Source organism: Micromonospora sp. WMMA1947 (assembly GCF_027497355.1).
In the GTDB taxonomy this organism is placed as follows: domain Bacteria; phylum Actinomycetota; class Actinomycetes; order Mycobacteriales; family Micromonosporaceae; genus Micromonospora.
On the sequence record NZ_CP114909.1, the window covers coordinates 5,106,281 to 5,129,336 of the forward strand.

18 protein-coding genes and 1 pseudogene are annotated in these 23,056 nt (G+C 73.4%); 14 read left to right on the top strand and 5 right to left on the bottom strand.

Annotated features, from left to right (window positions below; all coding sequences use genetic code 11):
• Nucleotides 1-5: 5 nt before the first annotated feature.
• Nucleotides 6-1,148 (bottom strand): acyl-CoA dehydrogenase family protein, encoded by a 1,143-nt coding sequence (locus tag O7604_RS24155; RefSeq protein WP_281577878.1) that lies wholly within the window; start codon nucleotides 1,146-1,148, stop codon nucleotides 6-8.
• Nucleotides 1,149-1,481: 333 nt separating this feature from the next.
• Here O7604_RS24155 and O7604_RS24160 point away from each other — a divergent pair, with 333 nt between their 5' ends.
• The 4 genes and pseudogenes from O7604_RS24160 to fxsT all read left to right on the top strand — a co-directional run bounded on the left by O7604_RS24160 (nucleotide 1,482) and on the right by fxsT (nucleotide 7,920).
• Nucleotides 1,482-2,966, top strand: coding sequence for a hypothetical protein (locus tag O7604_RS24160; RefSeq protein WP_281577879.1), 1,485 nt, complete (start codon nucleotides 1,482-1,484; stop codon nucleotides 2,964-2,966).
• Nucleotides 2,963-3,973: a MoxR family ATPase gene (locus O7604_RS24165; protein WP_281577880.1), complete on the top strand. Its 1,011-nt coding sequence runs from the start codon at nucleotides 2,963-2,965 to the stop codon at nucleotides 3,971-3,973. The genes O7604_RS24160 and O7604_RS24165 overlap by 4 nt, the downstream gene beginning before the upstream one ends.
• Nucleotides 3,886-5,046: pseudogene (locus O7604_RS24170) on the top strand (SAV_2336 N-terminal domain-related protein); the annotation flags it as partial. The gene O7604_RS24165 and the pseudogene O7604_RS24170, both read left to right, overlap by 88 nt.
• A 168-nt stretch (nucleotides 5,047-5,214) precedes the next feature.
• On the top strand, nucleotides 5,215-7,920 hold the full coding sequence (gene fxsT / locus O7604_RS24175) for an FxSxx-COOH system tetratricopeptide repeat protein (RefSeq protein WP_348651013.1): 2,706 nt from the start codon (nucleotides 5,215-5,217) through the stop codon (nucleotides 7,918-7,920).
• A gap of 46 nt (nucleotides 7,921-7,966) precedes the next feature.
• On the opposite strand, the gene O7604_RS24180 is transcribed toward fxsT, so the two are convergent.
• Together O7604_RS24180 and O7604_RS24185 are read right to left on the bottom strand one after the other, a co-directional pair.
• A complete protein-coding gene (locus O7604_RS24180; protein ID WP_281577881.1) occupies nucleotides 7,967-9,802 on the bottom strand; it encodes an HEXXH motif domain-containing protein in 1,836 nt (611 codons plus the stop codon).
• A gap of 25 nt (nucleotides 9,803-9,827) precedes the next feature.
• On the bottom strand, nucleotides 9,828-10,007 hold the full coding sequence (locus O7604_RS24185; protein WP_269706249.1) for a hypothetical protein: 180 nt from the start codon (nucleotides 10,005-10,007) through the stop codon (nucleotides 9,828-9,830).
• Nucleotides 10,008-10,127: 120 nt separating this feature from the next.
• Here O7604_RS24185 and O7604_RS24190 point away from each other — a divergent pair, with 120 nt between their 5' ends.
• The gene (locus O7604_RS24190) at nucleotides 10,128-11,147 is read left to right on the top strand and encodes a hypothetical protein (protein WP_269706251.1); all 1,020 of its coding nucleotides are present in this window, start codon (nucleotides 10,128-10,130) and stop codon (nucleotides 11,145-11,147) included.
• 22 nt (nucleotides 11,148-11,169) lie between these two features.
• Here the strand turns inward: O7604_RS24190 and O7604_RS24195 are convergent, their stop codons facing one another.
• On the bottom strand, nucleotides 11,170-12,279 hold the full coding sequence (locus O7604_RS24195; protein WP_269706253.1) for a Xaa-Pro peptidase family protein: 1,110 nt from the start codon (nucleotides 12,277-12,279) through the stop codon (nucleotides 11,170-11,172).
• A 9-nt stretch (nucleotides 12,280-12,288) separates the two neighbouring features.
• Nucleotides 12,289-12,519 (bottom strand): hypothetical protein, encoded by a 231-nt coding sequence (locus O7604_RS24200; protein WP_269706255.1) that lies wholly within the window; start codon nucleotides 12,517-12,519, stop codon nucleotides 12,289-12,291.
• Nucleotides 12,520-12,724: 205 nt separating this feature from the next.
• Between O7604_RS24200 and O7604_RS24205 the strand changes: the two genes are divergently transcribed.
• The 9 genes from O7604_RS24205 to O7604_RS24245 all read left to right on the top strand — a co-directional run bounded on the left by O7604_RS24205 (nucleotide 12,725) and on the right by O7604_RS24245 (nucleotide 23,049).
• Nucleotides 12,725-13,105 carry a YccF domain-containing protein gene (locus tag O7604_RS24205; protein WP_269706257.1) on the top strand — a complete coding sequence of 127 codons (381 nt, stop codon included), beginning with the start codon at nucleotides 12,725-12,727 and terminating at the stop codon, nucleotides 13,103-13,105.
• 486 nt (nucleotides 13,106-13,591) lie between these two features.
• Nucleotides 13,592-14,314, top strand: coding sequence for an FkbM family methyltransferase (locus tag O7604_RS24210; RefSeq protein ID WP_269707088.1), 723 nt, complete (start codon nucleotides 13,592-13,594; stop codon nucleotides 14,312-14,314).
• A 228-nt stretch (nucleotides 14,315-14,542) separates the two neighbouring features.
• Nucleotides 14,543-15,580 (top strand): LacI family DNA-binding transcriptional regulator, encoded by a 1,038-nt coding sequence (locus O7604_RS24215; protein WP_269706258.1) that lies wholly within the window; start codon nucleotides 14,543-14,545, stop codon nucleotides 15,578-15,580.
• 121 nt (nucleotides 15,581-15,701) lie between these two features.
• Nucleotides 15,702-17,378 carry an ABC transporter substrate-binding protein gene (locus O7604_RS24220; RefSeq protein WP_281577882.1) on the top strand — a complete coding sequence of 559 codons (1,677 nt, stop codon included), beginning with the start codon at nucleotides 15,702-15,704 and terminating at the stop codon, nucleotides 17,376-17,378.
• A gap of 87 nt (nucleotides 17,379-17,465) precedes the next feature.
• Nucleotides 17,466-18,569, top strand: a complete 1,104-nt coding sequence (locus O7604_RS24225) for an ABC transporter ATP-binding protein (protein WP_281577883.1) — start codon at nucleotides 17,466-17,468, stop codon at nucleotides 18,567-18,569.
• Nucleotides 18,566-19,543, top strand: coding sequence for an ABC transporter permease (locus O7604_RS24230; RefSeq protein WP_269706264.1), 978 nt, complete (start codon nucleotides 18,566-18,568; stop codon nucleotides 19,541-19,543). The genes O7604_RS24225 and O7604_RS24230 overlap by 4 nt, the downstream gene beginning before the upstream one ends.
• Before the next feature lie 3 nt (nucleotides 19,544-19,546).
• Nucleotides 19,547-20,593 carry an ABC transporter permease gene (locus tag O7604_RS24235; RefSeq protein ID WP_269706266.1) on the top strand — a complete coding sequence of 349 codons (1,047 nt, stop codon included), beginning with the start codon at nucleotides 19,547-19,549 and terminating at the stop codon, nucleotides 20,591-20,593.
• Entirely contained in the window at nucleotides 20,590-21,597 is a 1,008-nt protein-coding gene (locus tag O7604_RS24240; RefSeq protein WP_269706268.1) for an ABC transporter ATP-binding protein, read from the top strand. Before O7604_RS24235 ends, O7604_RS24240 begins: the two co-directional genes overlap by 4 nt.
• Before the next feature lie 39 nt (nucleotides 21,598-21,636).
• The gene (locus tag O7604_RS24245) at nucleotides 21,637-23,049 is read left to right on the top strand and encodes a GH1 family beta-glucosidase (protein ID WP_269706270.1); all 1,413 of its coding nucleotides are present in this window, start codon (nucleotides 21,637-21,639) and stop codon (nucleotides 23,047-23,049) included.
• Nucleotides 23,050-23,056: the final 7 nt, after the last annotated feature.

A 23,056-nucleotide genomic window follows, 5' to 3' on the forward strand; every position in this document is an offset into this window, starting at 1 on the left:
ACAGGCTAGCCCTTGGCCAGCGCGCGCGAGATGACCAGCCGCTGGATCTGGTTGGTGCCCTCCACGATCTGCAGCACCTTGGCCTCGCGCATGTACCGCTCGACCGGGTGGTCGGCGACGTACCCGGCGCCGCCGAGCACCTGCACCGCGTCGGTGGTCACCCGCATCGCCATGTCCGTGGCGAACAGCTTCGCCTTCGCCGCCTCGATCGAGTACGGGCGGCCGGCGTCGCGCAGCCGCGCGGCCGCGAGCGTGAGCGCCCGGGCGGCGGAGATCTGGGTGGCGGCGTCGGCGAGGTTGAACCCGAGCCCCTGGAAGTCGACGATCGCGCGGCCGAACTGGCGGCGCTCCCGGGCGTAGCGGACGGCGTAGTCGAGCGCGCCCTGGGCCAGGCCCACCGCGCAGGCGGCGATGCCCAGCCGGCCCGAGTCGAGCGCGGACATGGCGATGGTGAACCCGGCGCCCTCGCCGCCGATCAGCCGCTCCGCCGGCACCCGGGCGTCGTCGAAGGCGATCTGCGCGATCGGCGAGGCGTGCAGGCCCATGGTGCGCTCGGCGGCCTGCGGGTTGATGCCCGGCGTGGCCCGGTCGGCGAGCAGGCAGGAGATGCCCTTCGGGCCGGGGCCGCCGGTGCGGCAGAAGATGTTGTAGAAGTCGGCGACCCGGGCGTGCGTGATCCACGCCTTGGTGCCGGTGACCACGTACGCGTCGCCGTCGCGCACCGCCCGTGTGGTCAGGGCCGCCGCGTCCGAACCACCCTGCGGCTCGGAGAGGCAGTACGCCCCGAGCAGTTCCCCGCCGATCATGTCGGGCAGGAGTTTGCGCTGCTCGTCGGTGCCGAACTGGGCCACCGGGTAGCAGGACAGCGTGTGCACGCTGACCGCCTCGGCCACGGCCAGCCACCGGCTGGCGAGGATCTCCAGCACCTGCAGGTACACCTCGTACGGCTGGGCGGCGCCGCCGTGTTCCTCGGCGTACGGCAGGCCGAGCAGCCCGGCGCGGCCCAGGGTGCGCAGCACCTCCCGGGGGAACTCGGCGCGGGCCTCGAAACCGGCGGCGGCCGGGGCCAGCTCCCGGTCGGCGAGTTCGGTGGCGAGGTCCAGCAGGTCGTGGGCCTCGTCGGTGGGGAGGATCCGGTCGACGTTCATAGCGCGGTGAGCTCCGTGGGGGTGGTGGTGAGCCGTTGCGGGCGTCCGGGGTACGGACCCTCTCAGCTTAACGGTCGTTTGGGCGCGCGCGGGAACACCTCCGCACACGCCCTGTGGTCACCCCTTGACCGCACCGTCAGAATGGTGCGTGCTCGGCCGCATCGATCGGAGGGTACCGATGGCATACGCCGCCGGTGTCGGGGACCGGACAGTCGACGTGAAACGGTCTCCCCTGCTGCGATCATGGACGTCCATCGCCGCCGCCCGTCGCCGTGCCGTCGCGGCCCCACCGGCCGGCACTGTTCACCCGCCGCGTGACGAACCGGATGGCACATGACGCAGCATCCGTCCCCAGGCGCCGACCCCCGGCGTCACATCGAGGGGGAACTGGTCGACCTGCTGTCCGGGATGCACCTGCTCCACCAGCCCGACAGCCGCCGGCTCCTCGTCGGCAAGCTCCGCGAGCGGCTGTCCGACCACGGCGTCAACGACTACGACAACCCCCGCATGCAGAGCATCGAGATCGTCCGCGTCTGCCTGCTCGACCTGGCCACGCTGATCGAGGTGCTCGCGTTCTTCGAGCCCGCCGCCGCCCACCTCGGCCCGCTGCACCGGCTGCGCCACGAGATCGACGCGGTCGAGCTGCTGACCGTCGAGGACTGGACCGAACTGCGACCGGCGCTGTCCGCCCACCGCCCGGACTCGCTCGGCTGGCTCTACCAGCGGGCCACCGACCACAAGACGGCCACACCCCCGTCGTGGTGCGTCAGCGCCTGGGACGTCTTCGTCTACCTGACCGGGCAGAACGCGCCGGCGCACGGGCTGCCCCCGAACATGCTGTTCCTGGTGCTGCTCGAGTACGAGGTGGACCGGGCCACGGCCCGGCTGATCCGCGAGCGCAACCGGCGTCAGGCCAGCCTGCTGGATCTGACCGAGGACCTGGACCTGCGGCGGGCCCGGGTCAACGCCGGTGACCGGACCCCCGAGCCGTACGTCTACCTGGTGATCCAGGTCGAGCCGGACCTCGCCCCCGGCAGCACCGTCTACACCGTCTCCCACTACCGGCAGTGGCAGGGTGCGCAGGGCTGGCACTCCCGCCGCCACGGCCAGCTCACCGACGTCGCCCACGCCGACCTGGAGTCGACGGTGGAGCGGATCGTCCACCAGATGGAGATCGAGTGGTCGGACCGGCGGGCCGACGTCGCCGTCGAGCTGGTCCTGCCGGTGGAACTGCTCAACGAGGACGTCGCGTGGTGGCGCAAGGAGCCGGCCAGCGCCCACCTGGAGCAGAAGGTGCTGGCGATGGACTACCCGGTGGTCGTCCGCAGCCTCAACCGGCTGCGTCAGCCCGAGTGGCACCGGGCCTGGCGCCGCCGCTGGGAACACCTCCAGGCCGAGCCGGCACACAGCCGCCTCTTCCGCAGCCGCCCCGACGGCGCGGCGTACCTCACCCGCCTGGAGGCCGAGCTGACCGCCGACCCGCGCTGGTCGACGCTGCTGCTCAGCGCCGCGCCGACGCCGGGGAACCCGCTCGGCTTCAAGGAAGTGATGACCGCCCTGCGGGCGGGCCTGCCGGTGATCGTCTGGCATCGCGCCCGCCCGTCCGACACCGAGTTCTGGGAGGAGATCCGGGACATGACCGCCGACGGACGCATCGCGCGCCTCCCGGTGCACGCCCGGCAGGCGCGACTGGACGCGCTCGCCCTGGAGCCGCACGCCGACCGGCACAGCGGCCGCCACCTGGTGGTGCTCTGGGACGACCCGGACCGCACCCCCGAGCTGCACCCGCCCGGCGACCGGCTGGGACGGCCGGCATGAGCGCGCCGGGGACCACCGACTGGCGGATCTACCGGGGCACCGGCGAGCCGCTCGACCCGGCCGAGCGGGACCGGCGCTGGCCCGCCCCGCCGCGCTGGCGCACCTTCGACGGCGGGCCGGACGAGCCGCCGGCGCCCGCCGAGGACCCGGACCTCGAGCGTCGGCTCGGACCGGTCCGGACCCGGCGGCCGGACCCACGCGAGGTGGACGTGGTGAACGCGGCGCTGCTGCTGCGCCGTCCCCTGCTGGTCACCGGCCGCGCCGGGTCCGGCCGGTCCAGCCTGGCCTACCGGGTCGCCCGGGAGCTGGGCCTGGGCCGGGTGCTGCACTGGCCGGTCAGCACGCACGACACGGTCCGCGCCGGTCTCTGGCAGCACGACCCGCTGGGGCGGGTCCGGGCCGGGCAGAGCCCCGGCCGGTCCGTCGGGGAGGAACTCGGCGAGCACCTCAGCCTCGGGCCGCTGGGCACCGCTCTGCTGCCCTACCGCACGCCCCGGGTACTGCTCATCGACGAGCTGGACCAGAGCGACATCGACCTCCCCCAGCAGCTGCGTACCGTGTTCGACGACGGCGGCTTCGCCATTCCCGAGCTGGTCCGGGCGGCGCCGCGCAGCCCCGAGGTGACGGTGCACACGGCCGACCCGGGCGGCCGCGCCACAGTGCGCGGCGGCCGGGTGCGGTGCCACGAGTTCCCGCTGGTGGTGATGACCTGCACCGAGGACCGGGCGTTCCCGCCCGCGTTCCTGCGCCACTGCCTGCGGCTGCGGCTGGCCGACCCGAACGAGGCGACCCTGCTGGGCATCGTGGACGCCCACTTCGCCGAGCGGCCTCCGGCCGCCGCCGGGCTGGTGCGGGCGTTCCTCGACCGGCAACGCGATCCGGAGGCGCCCACCCTGGACCAACTGCTCGACGCGGTGCAGCTCGCCTCGATCGACGGCGGCGAGGCCGACTGGGACCGGCTCGCCGAGGTGCTGTGGCGCGGCGGGCCGACGGCGGACCCGGAATGACCCTGCCGGCCCGGCTCTCCGTCGGCCCGGCCGGTACCGGCACGGCCCCCGGCGAGGACACGCTCGCCGAGGTGCTGCGTCCCTTCCGGCGGCTGGTCTCGTCGCGGGAACTGATCGTGTACGACGAGGAGGCCACCGCCGCGCAGGCCGAGGCGGGACTGGTCCGGCCCGTGCTGCGACGCGCCGCCCGGGCTCGCTGGGACGTGGTGCTCGTGGTGGACGAGCACCCGTCGATGACGGTCTGGTCGGCCCGGGTGCGGACCTTCGCCGCGTTGCTGCGCCGGCACGTCGCCTTCCACGACGTACGCGTGTGCCGCCTCGCCACCGGCGGAACCCGCCCCGAGGAGGTCCTGCTGCGCCGGGGCCGCGCCGGTCCGCCCGTACCCGCGGCGGCGGGCCTTCCGGTGGTGCGGCGGCACCGGATCGTCCTGGTGCTCTCCGACGGGGCGGCCCCGGCGTGGCGGACCGGCGCGGCGCTGCCGCACGTGCACGCGTGGGCGCAGCGCCACCCGGTTGCCGTCGTCCACCTGCTGCCACAGCAGATGTGGCACCGGGGCGGCCTCGCCGCGCAGCGTCTGGGCCTGCGGGCGCCCCGGGCCGGGGTGCCGAACGCCCGCCTGTGGTGGCGGCAGCCGGACCCGCTGCGTGCGCTGGCCGACCTCGGCCGGCCGGCGGACCCCGACGCGATCCCGGTACCAGTGGTGGAGCTGCGGACCCGCTGGCTGGCCGCCTGGGTGGACCTGGTCGCGGGACGCCATCCGCGCTGGGTCGATCTGCCCGCCGTGCTGGCGTACGCCAGGCCGCCGCAGCCGCCCGACTGGCGCCCGCCGCAGCGGTGGGATCCGGCCGCGGCGGTACGCGAGTTCGTCTCCTGGGCGTCACCGCCGGCGCTGCGGCTTGCCACCGGGCTGGCGGCGGCGCCGCTGGACCCGGCGTCGATCGCGGCGGTCCGCGGCGAGGTGGTGCCGGAGGCGGGCGACGTGCACCTCGCCGAGGTGTTCACCGGCCCGCTGGTCGAGCCACGACCGGGCCGCCCCGGCGTCGACTTCCGGCCCGGGGTCCGGGAGGAACTGCTGGCGATCGGCCGGCGGGCCGAGACGGTACGGGTGTGGCGGGCGCTCGCGGCGCGGCTCGGCCCGGACCGGCCGGAGCTGGCGGCGTGGGGCAGGGTGCTGTCCGACCCGGACGGTGTCCCGCTGGATTCTGCCGGGTCCGTCGCCGACGCCCGGATCGAGACCGCGGTGCTGCGCGCGCTGTCCGGCCGCTACCTGGGGCGGGCCCGGCGGCTGCGCACGGCGATCGAGCGGGACACGCCGGGCGAACCCGACGTCCGCGACACTCCCGCATCGCGGGGCACGAATGTCATCATGGCGGTAGGCGAAGATGCCGACGTCCCCCGTAGCGTCCCCGCTGAAGGAGCCGGTTTGTCGTCGACCCCAGTGGACGCCACCACCCCCGGCCGGACTCCCGCCGTGTGGGGCAACGTCCCGCCCCGTAACCCGAACTTCACCGGCCGCGCCGACCTGCTCGCCCTGCTGCACCGGCAGATCAAGGGCGGCACCACGGCGGTGCTGCCGCACGCGCTGCACGGCATGGGCGGGGTGGGCAAGTCGCACCTCGCCGTCGAGTACGTCTACCAGCACCAGGGCGAGTACGACCTGATCTGGTGGATCCCCGCCGAACGCGCCACCCAGATCGGCGCCTCGCTCGTCGAGCTGGCCCACCGGATGAACCTGACCGCCGGGCCGGACGTGAGCAGCGCCCGCCTCGCCGTGCAGGAGGCGCTGCGGCTGGGCCGGCCCTACCCACGCTGGCTGCTGATCTTCGACAACGCGGAGAGCCCCGAGGTGCTCCTGCCGTACCTGCCCATCGGCGGCTCCGGCAGCATCATGATCACCTCTCGCAACCCGCAGTGGGCCTCCATGGCGCGCACGCTCGAGGTGGACGTCTTCACCCGTACGGAGAGCATCGAACTGCTCCGCCGGCGCGGCCCGGAACTCACCGACGAGGAGGCCGACCAGCTCGCCGAGGCGCTCGGCGACCTGCCGCTGGCCCTGGAGCAGGCCGCCGCCTGGCGCGCCGAGACCGGCATGCCGGCCGAGGAGTACCTGCGGCTGTTCGAGGAGAAGCGGGTCGAGCTGCTCGAACAGGCGCCCCCGATGGACTACCAGCTGCCGGTGGCCGCCGCGTGGAACGTCTCGCTGGACCGTCTGGTGGTCGCCAACCCGGCCGCGTTCCGGCTGTTGCAGGTGTGTTCCTTCCTCGCCCCCGAACCCATCCCGCGCACGCTGTTCAGCGGCGCGCAGAACGCCGACATCCACCCCGACCTCAACGGCGCGCTGCGCGACCCGATGCGGCTCGGCCGGGCGATCCGCGACATCAACAGGTACGCGCTGGCCCGGGTCATCCACCGCACCAACTCGATCCAGATGCACCGGCTGATCCAGGCGGTGCTCCTGGACCGGATGACCGCCGCCGAACGCGACGCCATGCGCGCCAGCGCCCACCGGCTGCTCGCCACCGGCGACCGCAACGACCCGGACACGCCTGGCAACTGGCCCAGCTACGCCGACCTCTACCCGCACGTGCTGGTCTCCGGCGCGGTCGAGTCCGCCCAGGGCTGGGTGCACCAGCTGGTCTACAACGAGGCCCGCTACCTCTACTGGTGGGGCGACATGGAGGCGTCGCTGGAGCTGTCCCGGCACGCCTACCAGACCTGGCGGGAACGGCTCGGCGAAACCGATCCGACCACCCTGCGGATCGGCCAGTGGCTCGGGTTCATGCTCTACCGGCTCGGCCGGCACGCCGAGGCCGCCGACCTGAACACCCGGATCCTGCGGGACCACGAGAGCGCCACCGCCGAGGACACCGAGGAGCTGTTGAGCGCCCTCGGCGCGGTCGCCGCCGACCTGCGGGTCGCCGGGGACTTCGCGCAGGCCCTCCAGATCGACGAGGACGTCTACCGGCGGCACGTGGTGCTGCTCGGCGAGGACGACCCGAGCACGCTCAACGCCGCCCACAACCTCGCCGTCAGCCTGCGCCTGAACGGCGACATGCGGCGGGCGTTCACTGTCGACCAGGCCACCTACGCGCACCGGGTGCTGCTGTTCGGCGAGGACCACGCGCAGACGCTGGAATCCCAGCTGAACCTCATCATCGATCGCCGGGAACTGGGCGAGTACCTGCCCGCCCGGGCCGAGATGCAGAACGTGGTGGACCGGCTGCCACTGGTCTGGGGCAGCGCCCAGACGCAGACGCTGCTGGCCCGCCGACGGCTGGCCTCCGCGGTGCGCAAGGCCGGTGACCACGTGGCCGCCCGCGCCCTCTCCCAGGAGGTACGTGACGGCTTCGCCGCCCGCTACGGCGAGGCCCACCCGGACACGCTGCTCGCCGCGTTCGGTCTCGCCGTCGACCTGCGCGCCACCGGCGAACTGGACGCCGCGGCGCAGCTCAGCGAGGAGATCGGCGAGCACTACCGGCAGCTGTTCGGTGACGAGCACCCGTACACGGTGGCGGCCCGGGCGAACCTGGCGATCGTGCACCGGCTGCGCGGGGACGCCACGCTGGCGCGGTCGGTGAACGAGGCGGGCCTGGCGGTCCTCACCCGCCGGCTGGGCCGGGACCATCCGCTGGTCCTGGCCGCGTCCATCAACCTCGGCAACGACCTCTACGTGCTCGGCGAGCACCAGCCCGCGTACGAGCTGGACCAGGCGACTGTGGAGCGGGCGCGGGAGGTGTTCGGCCCGGAGCACCCGACCACGCTGATCGCGCTGGGCAACCTGGCGATGGACCTGATCGCCCTGGGCCGGGAGGCGGAGGGTCGGGCGCTGCTCGACGAGATCGGCCCGACGTTCCGCCGAACGCTCGGCGACACGCACCCGGCGACCCGGGCCGGCCTGGACCCGACCGTCCGGGGCAACTGCGACCTGGACCCGATGCCGTTGTAGCCGACGGTCCACGGTGGCGGGCTCCCCGCCACCGTGGACGGTGGTGTCACCCGGCAGACGGCCCCACCCAGGCCGCCAGGTCCACCGGGTCGACGGGCGACGCGGTGGCGACCCGGTGGTAAACGGCCCGGACCAGTTCCGGCCGGCTGCGCAGCGCCTCGGCCGCCGGGGCGTGGCCCAGCGCGGCGGTGGTCAGTCCCAGCCCGGCCCACGCGGAGGGGCCGGCCGAGCCGGTCGCCAGCTCCGCGAGGTAGAGCTCGTGTGCCTGCCCGAGGTCACCGGCGGCGTAGGCCAGGTCGGCCGCGGACGCACCGGTGACCTGCTCACCGACCGTCGACGGGTCCTTACGCAACCGCGCGAAGCCCTCCGCGTCGGTGAGCCGCCACAGCAGCAGCACCGCGCGGGTGTCGAGCCGCCGCGCGCCGGGGTCCGCCTCGACCGGCGGCTCCGGGTAGTCGTCCGGACGGGCGTCGCCGGCCTCGCGAGCCGCCGCGAACGCCCGCACCGCCGCCGGGTCGGGACGCCGGTGGTGCAGCCGCCACTGGGCCCGGTGGTCGTCGACCGCAGCGTCGGCCGCGGCGAGCACCTCCGCCGGCACCGGCTCGGACCACCAGGTCTCCGCGGTGGCGGCCAGGCCGTCCAGCAGATGCCGGCCGACGTCGGTCAGCTCGGGCCGGGCGCGCAGCGCCGCCAGCGTCGCGGTGACCTGCCGCCGCCACCTGGCGAACTCGAAGTGCGCCACGGTCCGCGCCGCGCCGGTGGCCACCGGACGGTACGCCCGCCAGAACTCGGTGATCCCGACGAACGCGTACACGCCCTGGAGCAGACCACCCAGCGGGCGCGGGTCGTCCCGCCACGGCGCGTAGAGCCGCTGCGACGGCTCGCCGGTCGTCAGCGGGGTCAGGTGCAGCAGGCCGCCGAGCTTGATGTGCTGGAACTCGTGGATCAGCGTGACAGCGAGTTCCGGCGCGTCCTCCGGCTCGGAGATGAGCATGCTGCCGAACGCGTCCCCGGCGGACGCGCTCATGGTGCGGAACCGCTCCGCCGGGCGTTGCGGCACCACCGAGAACAGGCCGCGGGCGATCGGCGCCGCCCGCTCCGGGCACACCCGGACCAGCAGGTCCCACGCCTGGGTGAGCAGCGTCCGCCAGCGGTCGATCGCCGCGACCGTGTCCAGGTCCGGCGGGGTCGGGCTGCGCAGGTTCCGGTACGGGTCGAGGAAGTCCAGCGCGACGGTCAGCGTCTGCCCGTCCGCCTCCGCCCGGACGGTGGGCAGCGCGAACCAGCCGTCCGCCCCACCGCCGTCGCCGTGGAACGCGACCCGGTGACCGTCCAGCGCGACGGTCGCCTCGCCACCGGCGGCTGCCACCTCGGCCACGCTCCACCGTTGCCCGGCCGGCAGCACGGCGCCACCGAGCGTGGGCAACGCGGCGAACCCGTCGCGGACCGGCACCCGCAGCGTGAACGACGGCAGGCCCGCGCGTACGCCGGCGGCGGCCGCTAGGGCGTGCAGGTAGCCGAGGTCCACCCAGAGTGGACCCTCGGCGGTGGTTGCGGAGCCGCGCAGCCGGCGCAGCACGTAGCCGGCCCAGGTGCCGACGTGTGGATGCGTGAGCAGCCGGTCGACGACGTCCGGGGCGTGGCGTTGCGCCGCCACCAGCAGGGCCCAGGCGTCGGCCACCGGAGGCAGCGGACCCGCCGCCTCCGGTGTCGCGGACACCGCGTCCAGCACGGCGCGCAGTTGCAGGAGCCGCCAGCTGTGCTCGGCGGCCAGGAGCTCGTCGACGGTGCCGGCGTCGCCGCCACCCGCCGCCAGGGCCCCGAAGTGGTGGCGGCCGAGCCGGTGCCGCACCGGCTCGGCCAACGGCAGCGTGACGGTCATGCGTCCTCCACCCGGACGGCCGATATCAGTCGAGTCGTTGCGGATTGTAACCACTGGTGATGCTCTCGGGATCGTCGACACGACGCAGCAGCCGGCCCATGACCGGACCGAGAATCTCCTGGTCAAGCTCAGGAAGGCGGTCCAACGAGACCGCGTTGAGGTCGACAAGTTCAGAGTCGACGTCGATTGCGTACGGTTGATTCACGGGGAGTCATTATCCATATTGGCGGCCCTCGACAGCGGTCGCCTTGCCGATTGGCCACGGCGTGGCGCGCGACGGCTTTCGGACCACCGTCCACGAGCGGCACGATGCTAGCGTGACGTCGTGGCCACCACCACAGTGTTCGTCCACGGATTCCTCTCCTCGGACCACGTCTGGTCCGCCTTCCGCGATCTGATCCGCGGCGACCCCGCGCTCGGCGACGTCGAGACCCACGCCTTCCGCTACGCCTCGCCGCTGCTGGCCTGGCACCCACTGCGGCGGATACCGACGTTCGACGAGGTGGCCGACAGCCTGCGCACGTTCCTGCGCCACGACCTCGCCGACCGCCCCCGGCTGGCGCTGGTCACGCACAGCCAGGGCGGACTGGTGGCGCAACGCGCCCTGGCCCGGATGCTCACCGACAACGACCCCGACCTGGGCCGCCTCCGCCTCCTGCTGATGTACGCCTGCCCGACGGCGGGGTCCGACCTCGGCCTGCCGGCACGCCGGACGCTGCTGCGCAACCCGCAGGAGCGGCAACTGAGGCCGCTCAACGCCGCAGTGCTCGACGCCCAGCGCGCCGTGCTGCACCGGCTCGTGCACGTGCCCGAGCCGTCGATGCGGGTGCTGGCGTTCGCGGGCGAGAGCGACGCCGTGGTGCCGCCGGCGTCGGCCCGCAGCGTCTTCCCGGACGCCGGTGTGCTGCCCGGTGACCACTTCAGCATCGTCCGGCCGGACTCACCCCAGCACCGGTCCTACGTCGTCCTGCGGCAGGCGCTGTGGCACCTGGCCGACGACGAGGTCCGGCCACCGGCGCACCCCGTTCCGCGGCCCCGCACGGCCACCGCGGCGTCGTCACCGCTGAACGACAGCGAGCTGGTGGACCTGCTCCTCGAGGTGCCCGGGATGACCGACCCGGCGTTCCGCGCGCAGGCGTACGCGCGGTTGCCGCTGCGCGTACGCGAGCAGTTGTCCCGGCCCGGGCCGGCGCGGCTGGAACTGCTCGCGGCGCTCGGCACGTTGCGCGACTACCGGCACCTCGCCCCCGGCCGGGCCCTGGCCGACGCCCTGGCGGCCCTGGTGCCGGAGCACCCGGTCGTCGACGAACTGCGGGAGCGGCTGGTGGCCCTGGACGCGGGCTGACCGGCACCGCCACGGCACGCGGTCAGAGCGCGACCAGCTCCGTGGGAGTGGCGTTGAGCCGCTGCCCGCCGTCGGGCGTGCAGACGACGATGTCCTCGATCCGGGCGCCGTGCCGCCCGGCGAGGTAGATCCCGGGTTCGACCGAGAACGCCATGCCGGCCTGGAGCGGCAAGCGGTTGCCCGTCACCACGTACGGCTCCTCGTGGCCGTCGAGGCCGATGCCGTGCCCGGTGCGGTGCAGGAAGGCGTCGCCGAAACCGGCGGCGGTGATGACGTCCCGGGCGACCGCGTCGAGGGCTTCGGCGGTCACTCCCGGCGCGACCGCGGCCACGGCGGCGCGCTGCGCCTCCCACAGCACCGCGTAGTAGTCGGCGAACTCGGCCGGGGCGGGGCCGCCGGCGACGTACGTGCGGGTGCAGTCGGAGCGGTAGCCCGACGGCATCGTGCCGCCGATGTCGACCACCACGGGCTCACCGGCGCCGATCGGGCGGTCCGAGGTGCCGTGGTGCGGGCTCGCGCCGTTGGGGCCGGCGGCCACGATGACGAAGTCGACAGCGGCGTGCCCGGCGGCCCGGATCGCGGCGGCGAGGTCGGCGGCGACCTCCCGTTCGGTGCGGCCGGGGCGCAGCCACTCCCCCATCCGCAGGTGCACCGCGTCGATCGCGGCACCCGCCTCGGCCAGCGCGGCCACCTCGGCTGGCGACTTGCGGATCCGCATCTCGCGCAGCACCTCGGAGGCGAGCCGCTGAGCCACGCCGGGCAGGACGTCGCGCAGCGCGAGGACCTGCTGAGCCCACATCCGGTCGGCCAGCCCGACGGCGCGGACCGGCCCCGGTAGCGCCGCGCGGACGAGCGGCCACGGGTCGGTGCCGTCGGCGTGGTCGACGATCCGGAACCCGGCGCCGGGTGCGGCCTCGGCGTCCGGCCGTTCCAGCACCGGCACGATCAGCGTCGGCTCGCCCTCGGCGGGCAGCACCAGGCAGGTGAGCCGCTCGCCCTCGCGGGCGTCGTAGCCGGTCAGGTAGCGCAGGTCGGAACCGGGGGTGAGCAGCAGCGCGTCCAGGCCCGCCGCGGCGGTGGCGCGCTGGGCGTCGGACAGCCGTGCGGCCGGGTACAGCTCCTCGATTCCCACAGCCGCAGCCTAATGTTCGTTCGGGTGCGGACGGGAGCCCGTCCGGTGCTCACACACACCGGCCGTCCGGTCCGCCTCGATCTTGGTCATGCCCGACGCCTGGAGCAGCTCCAGGGGGGCGGCGAGCGCGTTCGCCGTACGCGGCACGGCCAGGTCCGGGGCGTTGGGCTCCACTGTGCCCAGCAGGACGGCGGTGCTGCCGGCCTGCACCATGACGGCGCCGCCGCCCCGGATCACCACCGCCCGACGATGACATACCGGCGCAGCCGCTCGTACGCCTCCCGGACGTGCCGGCGCGCCACCGGAACGACAGCGGTCACGGCACCGCCCGTGCGCCCGGGCGCCACAGGCACGACGGCTCGGACTCGATCACGCCCTCCTCTACCCGGCGGTCACGCCGGTATTCCCGCGGCTCCCGCTTGCGGGGGCGAGCGATCATGGAGGGGTGATCCGTTTTCTGCTGAACCTGCTGTGGCTCGTCTTCGGTGGCGGCTTCTTCCTGGCCCTCGGCTACGGCGTGGCCGCCCTGATCTGCTTCGTCCTCGTCGTCACCATCCCCTTCGGCGTCGCCTCGCTGCGGCTCGCCCTGTACTCGCTGTGGCCGTTCGGGCGCACCATCGTGCCCAAGCCGGGCGCCGGCCTTCCCTCCGGCCTGGCGAACGTGCTCTGGGTGGTGCTGGCCGGCTGGTGGCTGGCGCTGTCGCACATCCTCGCCGGTGTCGCGCTCTGCGTGACGATCATCGGCATCCCGTTCGGGGTGGCGAACTTCAAGCTGGTCCCGGCGGCGCTGTGGCCGCTCGGCCAGGAGGTCGTCGAGACCCCGTAACCCGCTCCCCGGCCCCGGTGCCGCCGGGTCGAGGCCGGGCGAGGTCTGCTGCGCCGGGCAGGCCGGCGGACACCGGGACAGCTTCCAGCCGTTGTCGACGCCTGTCCGTCTGCCCGTCCCTCCCCTTCCGGTCCGCGCGCCCGCGCCGCCCCCGGCGGGTGGAACGTCATGGGCGTCTCCGCCCGTGTTTGACACCCATGACGTTCCACCCACCGGTCGGCACCCTTCCGGCAGCGAGCGCACGACCAATTGGCGGGATACGCGTCCCGACTCCTGGGAACGCTCCAGATCTTGGTACGAAAAGGCCCTCATTGGGGCCGTCTCGTACCAAGATCTGCCGAGGGCCTGGCGCACCACCTCTACGGCGTCCTAGGAGGATGGGGTGGTTGCTGGAGGGACGCGAATGGGGCTCGCGGGGCGGGTTTGCTGGCTAGCGTCGGAGGGGTGCGGGACGGGGTGATCGAGACGCTCAAGGCGGACCCGGAGATGTCCGGTCTGCGCCGCTCGCTGGACTTCTATCACGGCGACCCGGTGCGCGACGCCGCGCTCGACGCGTTCTACGCCCCGCTGGTCCGCGCCGGTGACCTGGTCTTCGACGTGGGCGCGCACGTGGGCGACCGGCTGGGCAGCTTCCGCCGGCTGGGTGCGCGCGTGGTGGCTGTCGAACCGCAGCCGCTGTGCGCGCGGGCGCTGCGCGAGATGTACGCGGGCGACGACGCGGTGACGGTGGTGGAGGCGGCGTGCGGGCGTACCGCCGGGCCGGTGGGGTTGCACGTGAACTCGGCCAACCCGACGGTGTCCACCGCCTCCCCCGGGTTCGTCCGCGCCGCCGACGGCGCGCCCGGCTGGGAGGGCGAGACCTGGGACGCCCGGATCGAGGTGCCCGGCACCACGCTCGACGCGCTCGTGGCCGCGTACGGCGTGCCGGCGTTCGTGAAGATCGACGTGGAGGGGTTCGAGGACGCCGTGCTGGCCGGGTTGAGCCGGCCGGTCCCCGCGTTGTCGTTCGAGTTCACCACCATCACCCGGGTGCTGACGGCGCGCTGCCTGGACCGGCTCACCGCGCTCGGCTTCACCCGGTTCACCGTGGCGCTCGGTGACGAGATGCGGTTCGCGCTGCCCGGCTGGCACCAGGCGGCCGCTGTGGCCGCGTACCTGCGCGCGTTGCCGGACGAGGTCAACTCGGGCGACGTGTACGCCCGCCCCTGACCATCCATTTCGGACGGCCGAGGGCCGGGAAACAAGGCATCGACCCTGTTCATCGCCGTGATCGGCAGACGCCCAGCCGGGACACTTTTTTCAAGGCTCGAACTTAGGAGTACATCGTTACTCATCTGTGATTGACGGGACCGACGCCACTTGGGTTGACTGCCACGGAACCGCTTCCGCAACCGGTTCCGAAACACCCCGCTCATCCCTGCGATCCGGGAGCGTCACGTGCCGATCACCATCGCCGACGTCGCCACCCGCGCCGGGGTGAGCAAGACGACGGTCTCCCGGGTGCTCAACGGCAAGGGCGAGGTGCACGTCCGCACCGCCGACCGGGTCCGCGCCGTGATCAGCGACCTCGGGTACGTACCCAGCGCCCGCGCGGTCGGGCTGGCCCGGGGCCGTACCCGGGTGGTGGGGATGCTGGTGCCGGCGCTGACCTGGCCCTGGATGGGCGAGGTCCTCCAGGGCGCGGCCGACGTGGTCGAGGCCGCCGGCTACGGCATGCTGCTGTTCACCTGCACCCACGGCGACGAGTCGATGCGCCGGTTCGCCTCCCAGGTCTCGGCCAAGTCGTTCGACGGCCTGCTGGTGGTCGAACCGGAGGGGACGCTCGACTACATCACCGAGCTGCACCGGCGCGGCCTGCCGGTCATCCTCATCGACGACCGGGGCCACCAGCCCGGCTTCCCGTCGGTGCGGACCACGAACGAGGACGGCGCCCGGGCCGCCGCCACGCACCTGCTGGCGCTGGGCCGGCGCCGGCCGCTTGTCGTCACCGGCCTGCGCCGGTTCGGCTGCACCCGGGAACGGCTCGCGGGGTTCGCCGGCGCCTACGCCGACGCGGGCGTGCCGATCGAGCCGGACCGCGTGGTGGAGGGCGACTTCACCTTCGAGTGCGGGCGCGCGGCGGTGCGGCGGCTGCTCGCCGACGGCGTACCGTTCGACGCCGTCTTCGCCCACAACGACCTGTCGGCCGCCGGTGCGTTGCAGGCGCTGCGCGACGCCGGGCGGCGCGTCCCGCAGGACGTGGCGGTGGTCGGCTTCGACGACCTGCCGCTGGCCGGGCACACCCACCCGCCGCTGAGCTCCGTGCGCCAGCCCCTGCGGGAGATGGGTACGGCGGCCGCCCGGCTGCTCATCGGCCACCTCGCCGGCACCCCGCTGCCGGACACCCCGACCGTCATCCCGACCGGCTTCGCCGCCCGCGACTCGACCGGCGCGGACGAGAACACCAGCGACCCGATCGACGCCCACGTCACCTGACCCCCACCCCCGCCGCACCCGGCGACCACGCCGGCGGGCCCGCCCGCCGGTGGCTCCACCGCACACCCTCCATCCACCACATCCCGCCCGAGGAAATGCGGGACCACCGAGGGAGACCTCCATGAGAAGACGGCAACTCCTCGCCCTCGCGCTGGCCGGCGCGATGGTCACCGGCGCCGCCGCCTGCGGCGACAGCCCGAACGCGAACAAGAAGAGCGGGCAGGCCGCGACGGTGCTGAACGTCGGCATGCCCAACGGCCCGCAGGCGGAGAACAACAACCCGTTCCTCACCACCTCGGCCGGCGCGTCGCTCGGCTACCGGTGGCAGATCTACGAGCCGCTGATGATGTGGAACCCGGTCAAGCCGGCCGAGCCGTTCAAGCCGTGGCTGGCCACCAAGGCCGAGTGGTCGTCGGACTACAAGTCGGTCAAGGTGACCATCCGCGAGAACGCCACCTGGTCCGACGGGCAGAAGGTCACCGCCGAGGACGTCGCGTTCACCTACAACCTGGTGAAGAAGTTCCCGGCCCTCAACGACCAGGGCGTTCCGTACACCGACGCCGTCGCCAGCGGCAACGAGGTCACCATCTCGATGGCCAGCCCGCAGTTCGTCAACCAGCAGAAGGTGCTGTGGCGGGTGCCGATCGTGCCCAAGCACCTGTGGGAGAAGATCGCCGACCCGGCCACCGACCCGGTGAAGCAGCCGGTCGGCAGCGGCCCCTACACGCTGAAGTCGTTCACGCCGGCGACCACGACGCTCTCCGTGCGCGACAGCGGCTACTGGCAGGACCCGCCGAAGGTCAAGGAACTGCGGTACACCTCGTACACGGACAACAGCGCGCAGACCACCGCGCTGGCGAACGGCGAGTCGGAGTGGAGCTTCGTCTTCATCCCGAACTACCAGACCGTGTTCGTGGCCAAGGACCAGAAGAACCACAAGATGTGGGCGCCGCCGGTGCTGGGCATCCACGGCCTCTACGTGAACACCACGAAGAAGCCGTTCGACGACCCCACGCTGCGCAAGGCGATGAACATGGTCATCGACCGGGCGGACATCTTCACCACCGCCGAGGCCGGCTACTTCCACCCCGAGGTGAAGAGCGTCACCGGTCTGCCCAGCCCGGCCGGTGACTCGTTCATCGCGCCCGAGTACAAGGGCCAGGAGCACAAGGTCGACGTCGAGGGCGCCAAGGCGCTGCTCACCGGCGCCGGCTACAAGCTCGACGGCACCACGCTCAAGGACAAGAGCGGAAAGCCGGTCACCATCCGGCTCACCGACCCGGCCGGCTGGTCCGACTACCAGACCAGCCTGGAGATCGTGAAGGGCAACCTGGCGAAGATCGGCATCGCGGCCACCGTCGACAAGGCCAACCAGGACGCCTGGTTCCGCAACGTCGAGCAGGGCAACTTCGAGGCCACGTTCCGGTGGACCGAGAGCGGCGCCACGCCGTACGACATCTACCGGACCATCATGGACGGCCGCGTGCTCAAGCCGATCGGCACCGCCTCCCCGGCGGGCAACTTCGGCCGGTTCCAGAGCAAGGAGGCCACCGACGCGCTGGTGTCGTACGCCAACGCCACCGACGACGCCACCCGCACCACCGCCATGGCCACCCTGCAGAAGATCTTCGTCGAGCAGATGCCGATGATCCCGGTCGGCGCGGACAACATCGGCGGCGCGTACAGCACGAAGAACTGGACCGGCTGGCCGGACGACTCGAACCCGTACGGCGCGCTCCAGCCCACCCAGCCCAACGCGGTGGACGTGGTGCTGCACCTCGAGCCGGCCAACGGCTGACCCGGTGCCGCCGGCCCGGCCACGATCGCCCGGCCGGGCCGGCGGCGCCCGCCCCTCGCTACCGGCAACCCCAGACAGGAATGCGGCATGACGTTGACCGAGAGCGCACCGGCGCCGGCCGACGAGGTGGTGCTGGAGGCCGTCGGCCTGACCAAGCACTTCCCCGTCCGCCGGCGGCTGCGTGACCTCCTCTCCCGCACCCCGGCGGTGGTGCACGCCGTCGACGACGTATCGATCGCGCTGCGCCGCGGCCGGGTGACCGCGCTCGTCGGCGAGTCCGGCTCCGGCAAGTCCACAGTGGCGCGGCTGCTGGCCCAGCTCTACCCGCGCACGGCCGGCGACATCCGCCTGCACGGCGAGTCGACCCGGGTCCGCGGCGGGCGCCGCTTCCGGGCGTACGTGCGCCGGGTGCAGCTGATCCTGCAGGACCCGTTCGCCTCGCTGAACCCGGTGCACACGGTCCGCTACCACCTGACCCGGTCGCTGCGCATCCACGGCAACGCCGGGACCGGCCCGGACGGGCTGGAGAAGGCGCTCGCCGACCTGCTGACCCGGGTCGCGCTCACCCCGCCGGAGCGCTACCTGGACGCGTTCCCGCACGAGCTGTCCGGCGGGCAGCGCCAGCGGGTGGCGATCGCGCGGGCGCTCGGCGCCGACCCCGAGGTGCTGCTCGCCGACGAGCCGGTGTCCATGCTGGACGTGTCGATCCGCCTCGGCGTGCTCAACCTGCTCCAGGACCTGAAGGACCGGCTCGACCTGGCGATCCTCTACATCACCCACGACATCGCCTCCGCCCGCTACTTCGCCGACGAGACGATCGTCATGTACGCCGGGCGGATGGTCGAGGGCGGCGACAGCGAGACCGTCACCCAGCGCCCGGCCCACCCGTACACCCGGTTGCTGATCGAATCGGCGCCGGACCCGGAGCGGATCACCGGCGCGGGCGGCGACGGCGCGGCGGCGGCCGAGCGGGGGCACGGCGAGCCGCCGAGCCTGATCCGCCCGCCGGCCGGCTGCCGGTTCCACCCGCGCTGCCCGGCGGCCATGCCGCGCTGCGCCACCGACCTGCCGCCACCGATCCCGGTCGACGACGCGCCGGGGCACTGGGCCGCGTGCTGGCTGTTCGACGCCGAGACCGTCGCGGCGGCGAAGAGCGGAACCGACACGGCCGGGACGGAGGCGACGCGGTGAGGTTCCTGCTGCAACGGGTGGCCTTCTACCTGTTCACCGCCTGGGCGGCGATCACCCTCAACTTCTTCATCCCGCGGATGGTGCCGGGCGACCCGGTGCAGTCGCTGATCTCCCGCAACCAGGGCCGGATCAGCGCCGACGCGATCGCATCGCTACGGGTGCTGTTCGGGCTGGACTCCGACCGGTCGCTGTGGGAGCAGTACGTCGCCTACTGGGGACAGCTCCTGCGCGGCGACCTGGGACTGTCGTTCACGTTCTTCCCCGCCCCGGTGTCGGAGGTGATCGGGAGCAGCCTGCCGTGGACCGTCGGCCTGGTCGGCGTCACCACGATCGTCAGCTTCCTGCTCGGCACCGCGCTCGGCGTCGGCGCGGGCTGGCGGCGCGGCTCGTGGATCGACGGGCTGCTGCCGGCCACCACGTTCCTGTCCTCGATCCCGTACTTCTGGCTGGGCCTGGTCGCGATCGCGCTGTTCGCCGGGCCGGGCAGCTTCTTCCCCTCCTCCGGCGGCTACGAGCCGGGCCTGGTGCCGGCGTTCGACGCGTACTTCGTGCCGAGCGCGATCCAGCACAGCATCCTGCCCGCGGCGACCATCCTGGTGTCGTCGATGAGCGGCTGGATCCTCAGCATGCGCAACATGATGGTCACCGTCGCGAGCGAGGACTACATCACCGTGGCGCACGCCAAGGGGCTGTCCGAGCGCCGGGTGGCGCTCAGCTACGCCGCCCGCAACGCGCTGCTGCCGAACGTGTCCGGGTTCGCGCTGTCCCTGGGCTTCATCGTCGGCGGCACGCTGCTCGTGGAGATCGTCTTCTCGTACCCGGGTCTGGGGTTCCAGCTCTTCCAGGCCGTCGGCGCGAAGGACTACCCGCTGATGCAGGGCATCTTCCTGATCATCACGATCTCGGTGCTGGTGGCGAACCTGCTCGCCGACGTGGCGTACCTGCTCCTCGACCCGCGGACCCGAAAGAGCTGAACGATGACACTCTCCCCGTCCAGCATCGAGCAGGTCATCCCCGGCCAGGGGGCGATGGCGCAGCCGTCGGCCCGGGCGCGCCGCCGCCGGTTCCGCTTCGTCGCCAACGCCAAGGCCGCGACCGGCCTCGCAGTCCTCGGGGTCTACGTGCTCCTGGCGGTGATCGGGCCGTGGATCGCGCCGTACGACCCGGACGCGCGCAGCGCCGACGTGCTCCAGGCGCCCTCGGCCCGGCACTGGTTCGGCACCACCCATCTCGGGCAGGACATCTTCAGCCAGATCCTGGTCGGCGCGCGCAGCGTGATGGTGGTGGGCCTGACCGCCGGCGTGCTCGCCACGATCCTGTCCGTCCTCATCGGCGTGACCGCCGGTTACCTGGGCGGCGCGGCCGACGAGGGCCTGTCGGCGGTGTCGAACGTGTTCCTGGTGATCCCGGCGCTGCCGCTGATCATCATCGTCACGTCCCTCGTCGACCAGGCCAGTGACACGCTCGTGGCGCTCATCATCGGCCTCACGTCGTGGGCCTGGGGCGCCCGCGTGCTGCGCGCCCAGACGCTGTCGTTACGCCGCCGCGACTACGTCGAGGCCGCCCGGGCCACCGGCGAGCGGACCTGGCGGATCATCGGCTTCGAGATCCTGCCGAACCTGACCGCGATCATCGCCTCCGGCTTCGTCGGCACCGTCATCTTCGCGGTGATGTCGGAGATCACCCTGGCGTTCATCGGCGTCTCGTCGATGACGTCGTGGAACTGGGGCACGATCCTGTTCTGGGCCCAGGGGCAGCAGGCCCTGGCGCAGGGCGCCTGGTGGTGGTTCGTGCCGGCCGGGCTGGCCATCGCGCTGCTCGGCACCGCGCTCGCGCTGATCAACTTCGGCATCGACGAGTTCGTCAGCCCGCGGCTGCGCACCGGCGGCCGGACCCGGATCCGGACCGCCGACGGCCGCACCGTCGCGATGCGCGTCGGGTTCACCCCGGTGCTCGCGCCGAACCCGGCGCCGGTCCCGATGCGGCGGCCGGCGGACCCCACCCGAGAGGACGCGACCCCATGAGCGACCAGGTGCTGGAGATCCGCGGGCTGTGCGTCGACTACGGCGTCGGCGCGGACGCGGTCCGTGCGGTCCGCGACGTCGACCTGACGCTGCACCGCGGCGAGGTGCTCGGCCTGGCCGGGGAGAGCGGCAGCGGCAAGTCCACCCTGGCGTACGGACTCACCCGGTTGCTGCCCCCGCCCGGCGTGGTCAGCGGCGGCCAGGTGATCTACCACCCGGCCGACGGCCCGCCGGTCGACGTGCTCACGCTCAGCCCGGCGAAGCTGCGCGAGTTCCGCTGGGCGGAGACGTCGATCGTGTTCCAGGGCGCGATGAACTCGCTCAACCCGGTGCACAAGGTCTCCACCCAGCTGCTCGACGTGATCCGGGCGCACGAGCCGAAGAGCACGGCGGCGGGCCGGCTGGCCCGCGCGAAGGATCTGCTGCGCCTGGTCGGCATCTCCGCCGACCGGCTGGACAGCTACCCGCACCAACTCTCCGGCGGCATGCGGCAACGGGTCATGATCGCGATGGCGCTGGCGCTGGAACCGCAGGTGGTCATCATGGACGAACCGACCACCGCGCTGGACGTGGTGATGCAGCGGCAGATCCTCGGCCAGCTCGCCGAGCTGCGCGAACGTCTCGGCTTCGCGGTGCTGTTCATCACCCACGACCTGTCGCTGCTGGTCGAGTTCTCCGACCGCATCGCGATCATGTACGGCGGCCGGATCGTCGAGGAGGCGCCCGCCGCCCGGCTGTACGCCGAACCGCTGCACCCGTACACCGAGGGGTTGCTGCACTCGTTCCCGGCGCTGCACGGGCCGCGCCGCGAACTGACCGGCATCCCCGGCTCCCCGCCGGACCTGCGTGCCATGCCGTCCGGGTGCGCGTTCCACCCCCGCTGCCCGAAGGCGTTCGACGGGTGCGACGAGCAGGTGCCGGTGCTCGGCGCGCCGCGCGTCGACGACCCGGCGCGGGCCGTCGCGTGCCATCTGCACCCGGCCGTCGCGCCGCTGTCCCGCTGACCCGCCCGACACCACCACCCGCCAACCGCGAGGAGAACCATGGACACCGACCTCACCCGCCCGTCGTCAGTCACCGGTCCGGACCCGATCGACACGCTGCCGCCGACCTTCCGGTGGGGGGTGGCGACGTCGTCGTACCAGATCGAGGGCGCGGTGGCCGAAGACGGCCGCACCCCGTCGATCTGGGACACGTTCTGCCGGGTGCCGGGCGCGGTGGCGAACGGCGACCACGGCGACGTGGCGTGCGACCACTACCACCGGATGCCGCAGGACGTCGCGCTCATCGCGGACCTGGGGCTGGACACGTACCGGTTCTCGGTGGCCTGGCCCCGGGTGCAGCCGGGCGGGCGCGGCCCGGCGAACGTGGCCGGGCTGGCCTTCTACGACCGGCTGGTGGACGAACTGCTCGGCCGGGGCGTCGAGCCGTGGGTGACGCTCTACCACTGGGACCTGCCGCAGGAGCTGGAGGACGCCGGCGGCTGGCCGAACCGGGACACCGCGTACCGGTTCGCCGACTACGCGGAACTGGTCTTCGCCGCGCTCGGCGACCGGGTCCGCACCTGGACCACGCTCAACGAGCCGTGGTGCTCGGCGATGCTCGGGTACGCCTACGGCAACCACGCCCCGGGCCGGCGCGACCTGGGCGACGGCATCGCCGCGGCGCACCACCTGCTGCTCGGGCACGGGCTGGCGACGCGGCGGCTGCGCGAGGCGGCCCGGTCCCCGATCGAGCTGGGCCTCACGCTGAACCTGGCCACCGCCGACCCGGCGACCGACAGCGCGGCCGACCGGGACGCGGCGCGCGCCGCCGACGGGCTGGGCAACCGGCTCTACCTCGACCCGGTGCTGCGCGGGGAGTACCCGCGCGACGTGATCGCCGACCTGGCCGCCGAGGGCGTGCGGATCCCGGTGGAGGACGGCGACCTGGACGTCATCGCCACCCCGATCGACGTGCTGGGCGTCAACTACTACTTCGGGCAGCTGCACTCCGGGGTGGACGAGCAGGGCCGCGACCGCGACGACGACGGCAAGCCGGTACGCCGGGTGGTCCGCCGCGACCTGCCGCGTACCGCGATGGACTGGGAGATCGTGCCGGAGTCCTTCACCGACCTGCTGGTGCGGCTGCACCGCGACTACCCGGGCACGCCCATGGTGATCACCGAGAACGGCGCCGCGTTCGACGACGAGCCGGACGCCGACGGGTTCGTCGCCGACGACGACCGGGTCGGCTACCTCACCGAGCACCTGCGGGCGGTGGCCCGCGCCCGGGCCGCCGGCGCGGACGTGCGCGGCTACTTCGCCTGGTCGCTGCTGGACAACTTCGAGTGGGCGTACGGCTACGACAAGCGGTTCGGCATCGTCCGGGTCGACTACGACACGCAGCGCCGCACCCCCAAGCGCAGCGCGCTCTGGTACCGCGACACCGTGCGGCGGGTACGCGGGCAGCGCTGACGTCGTC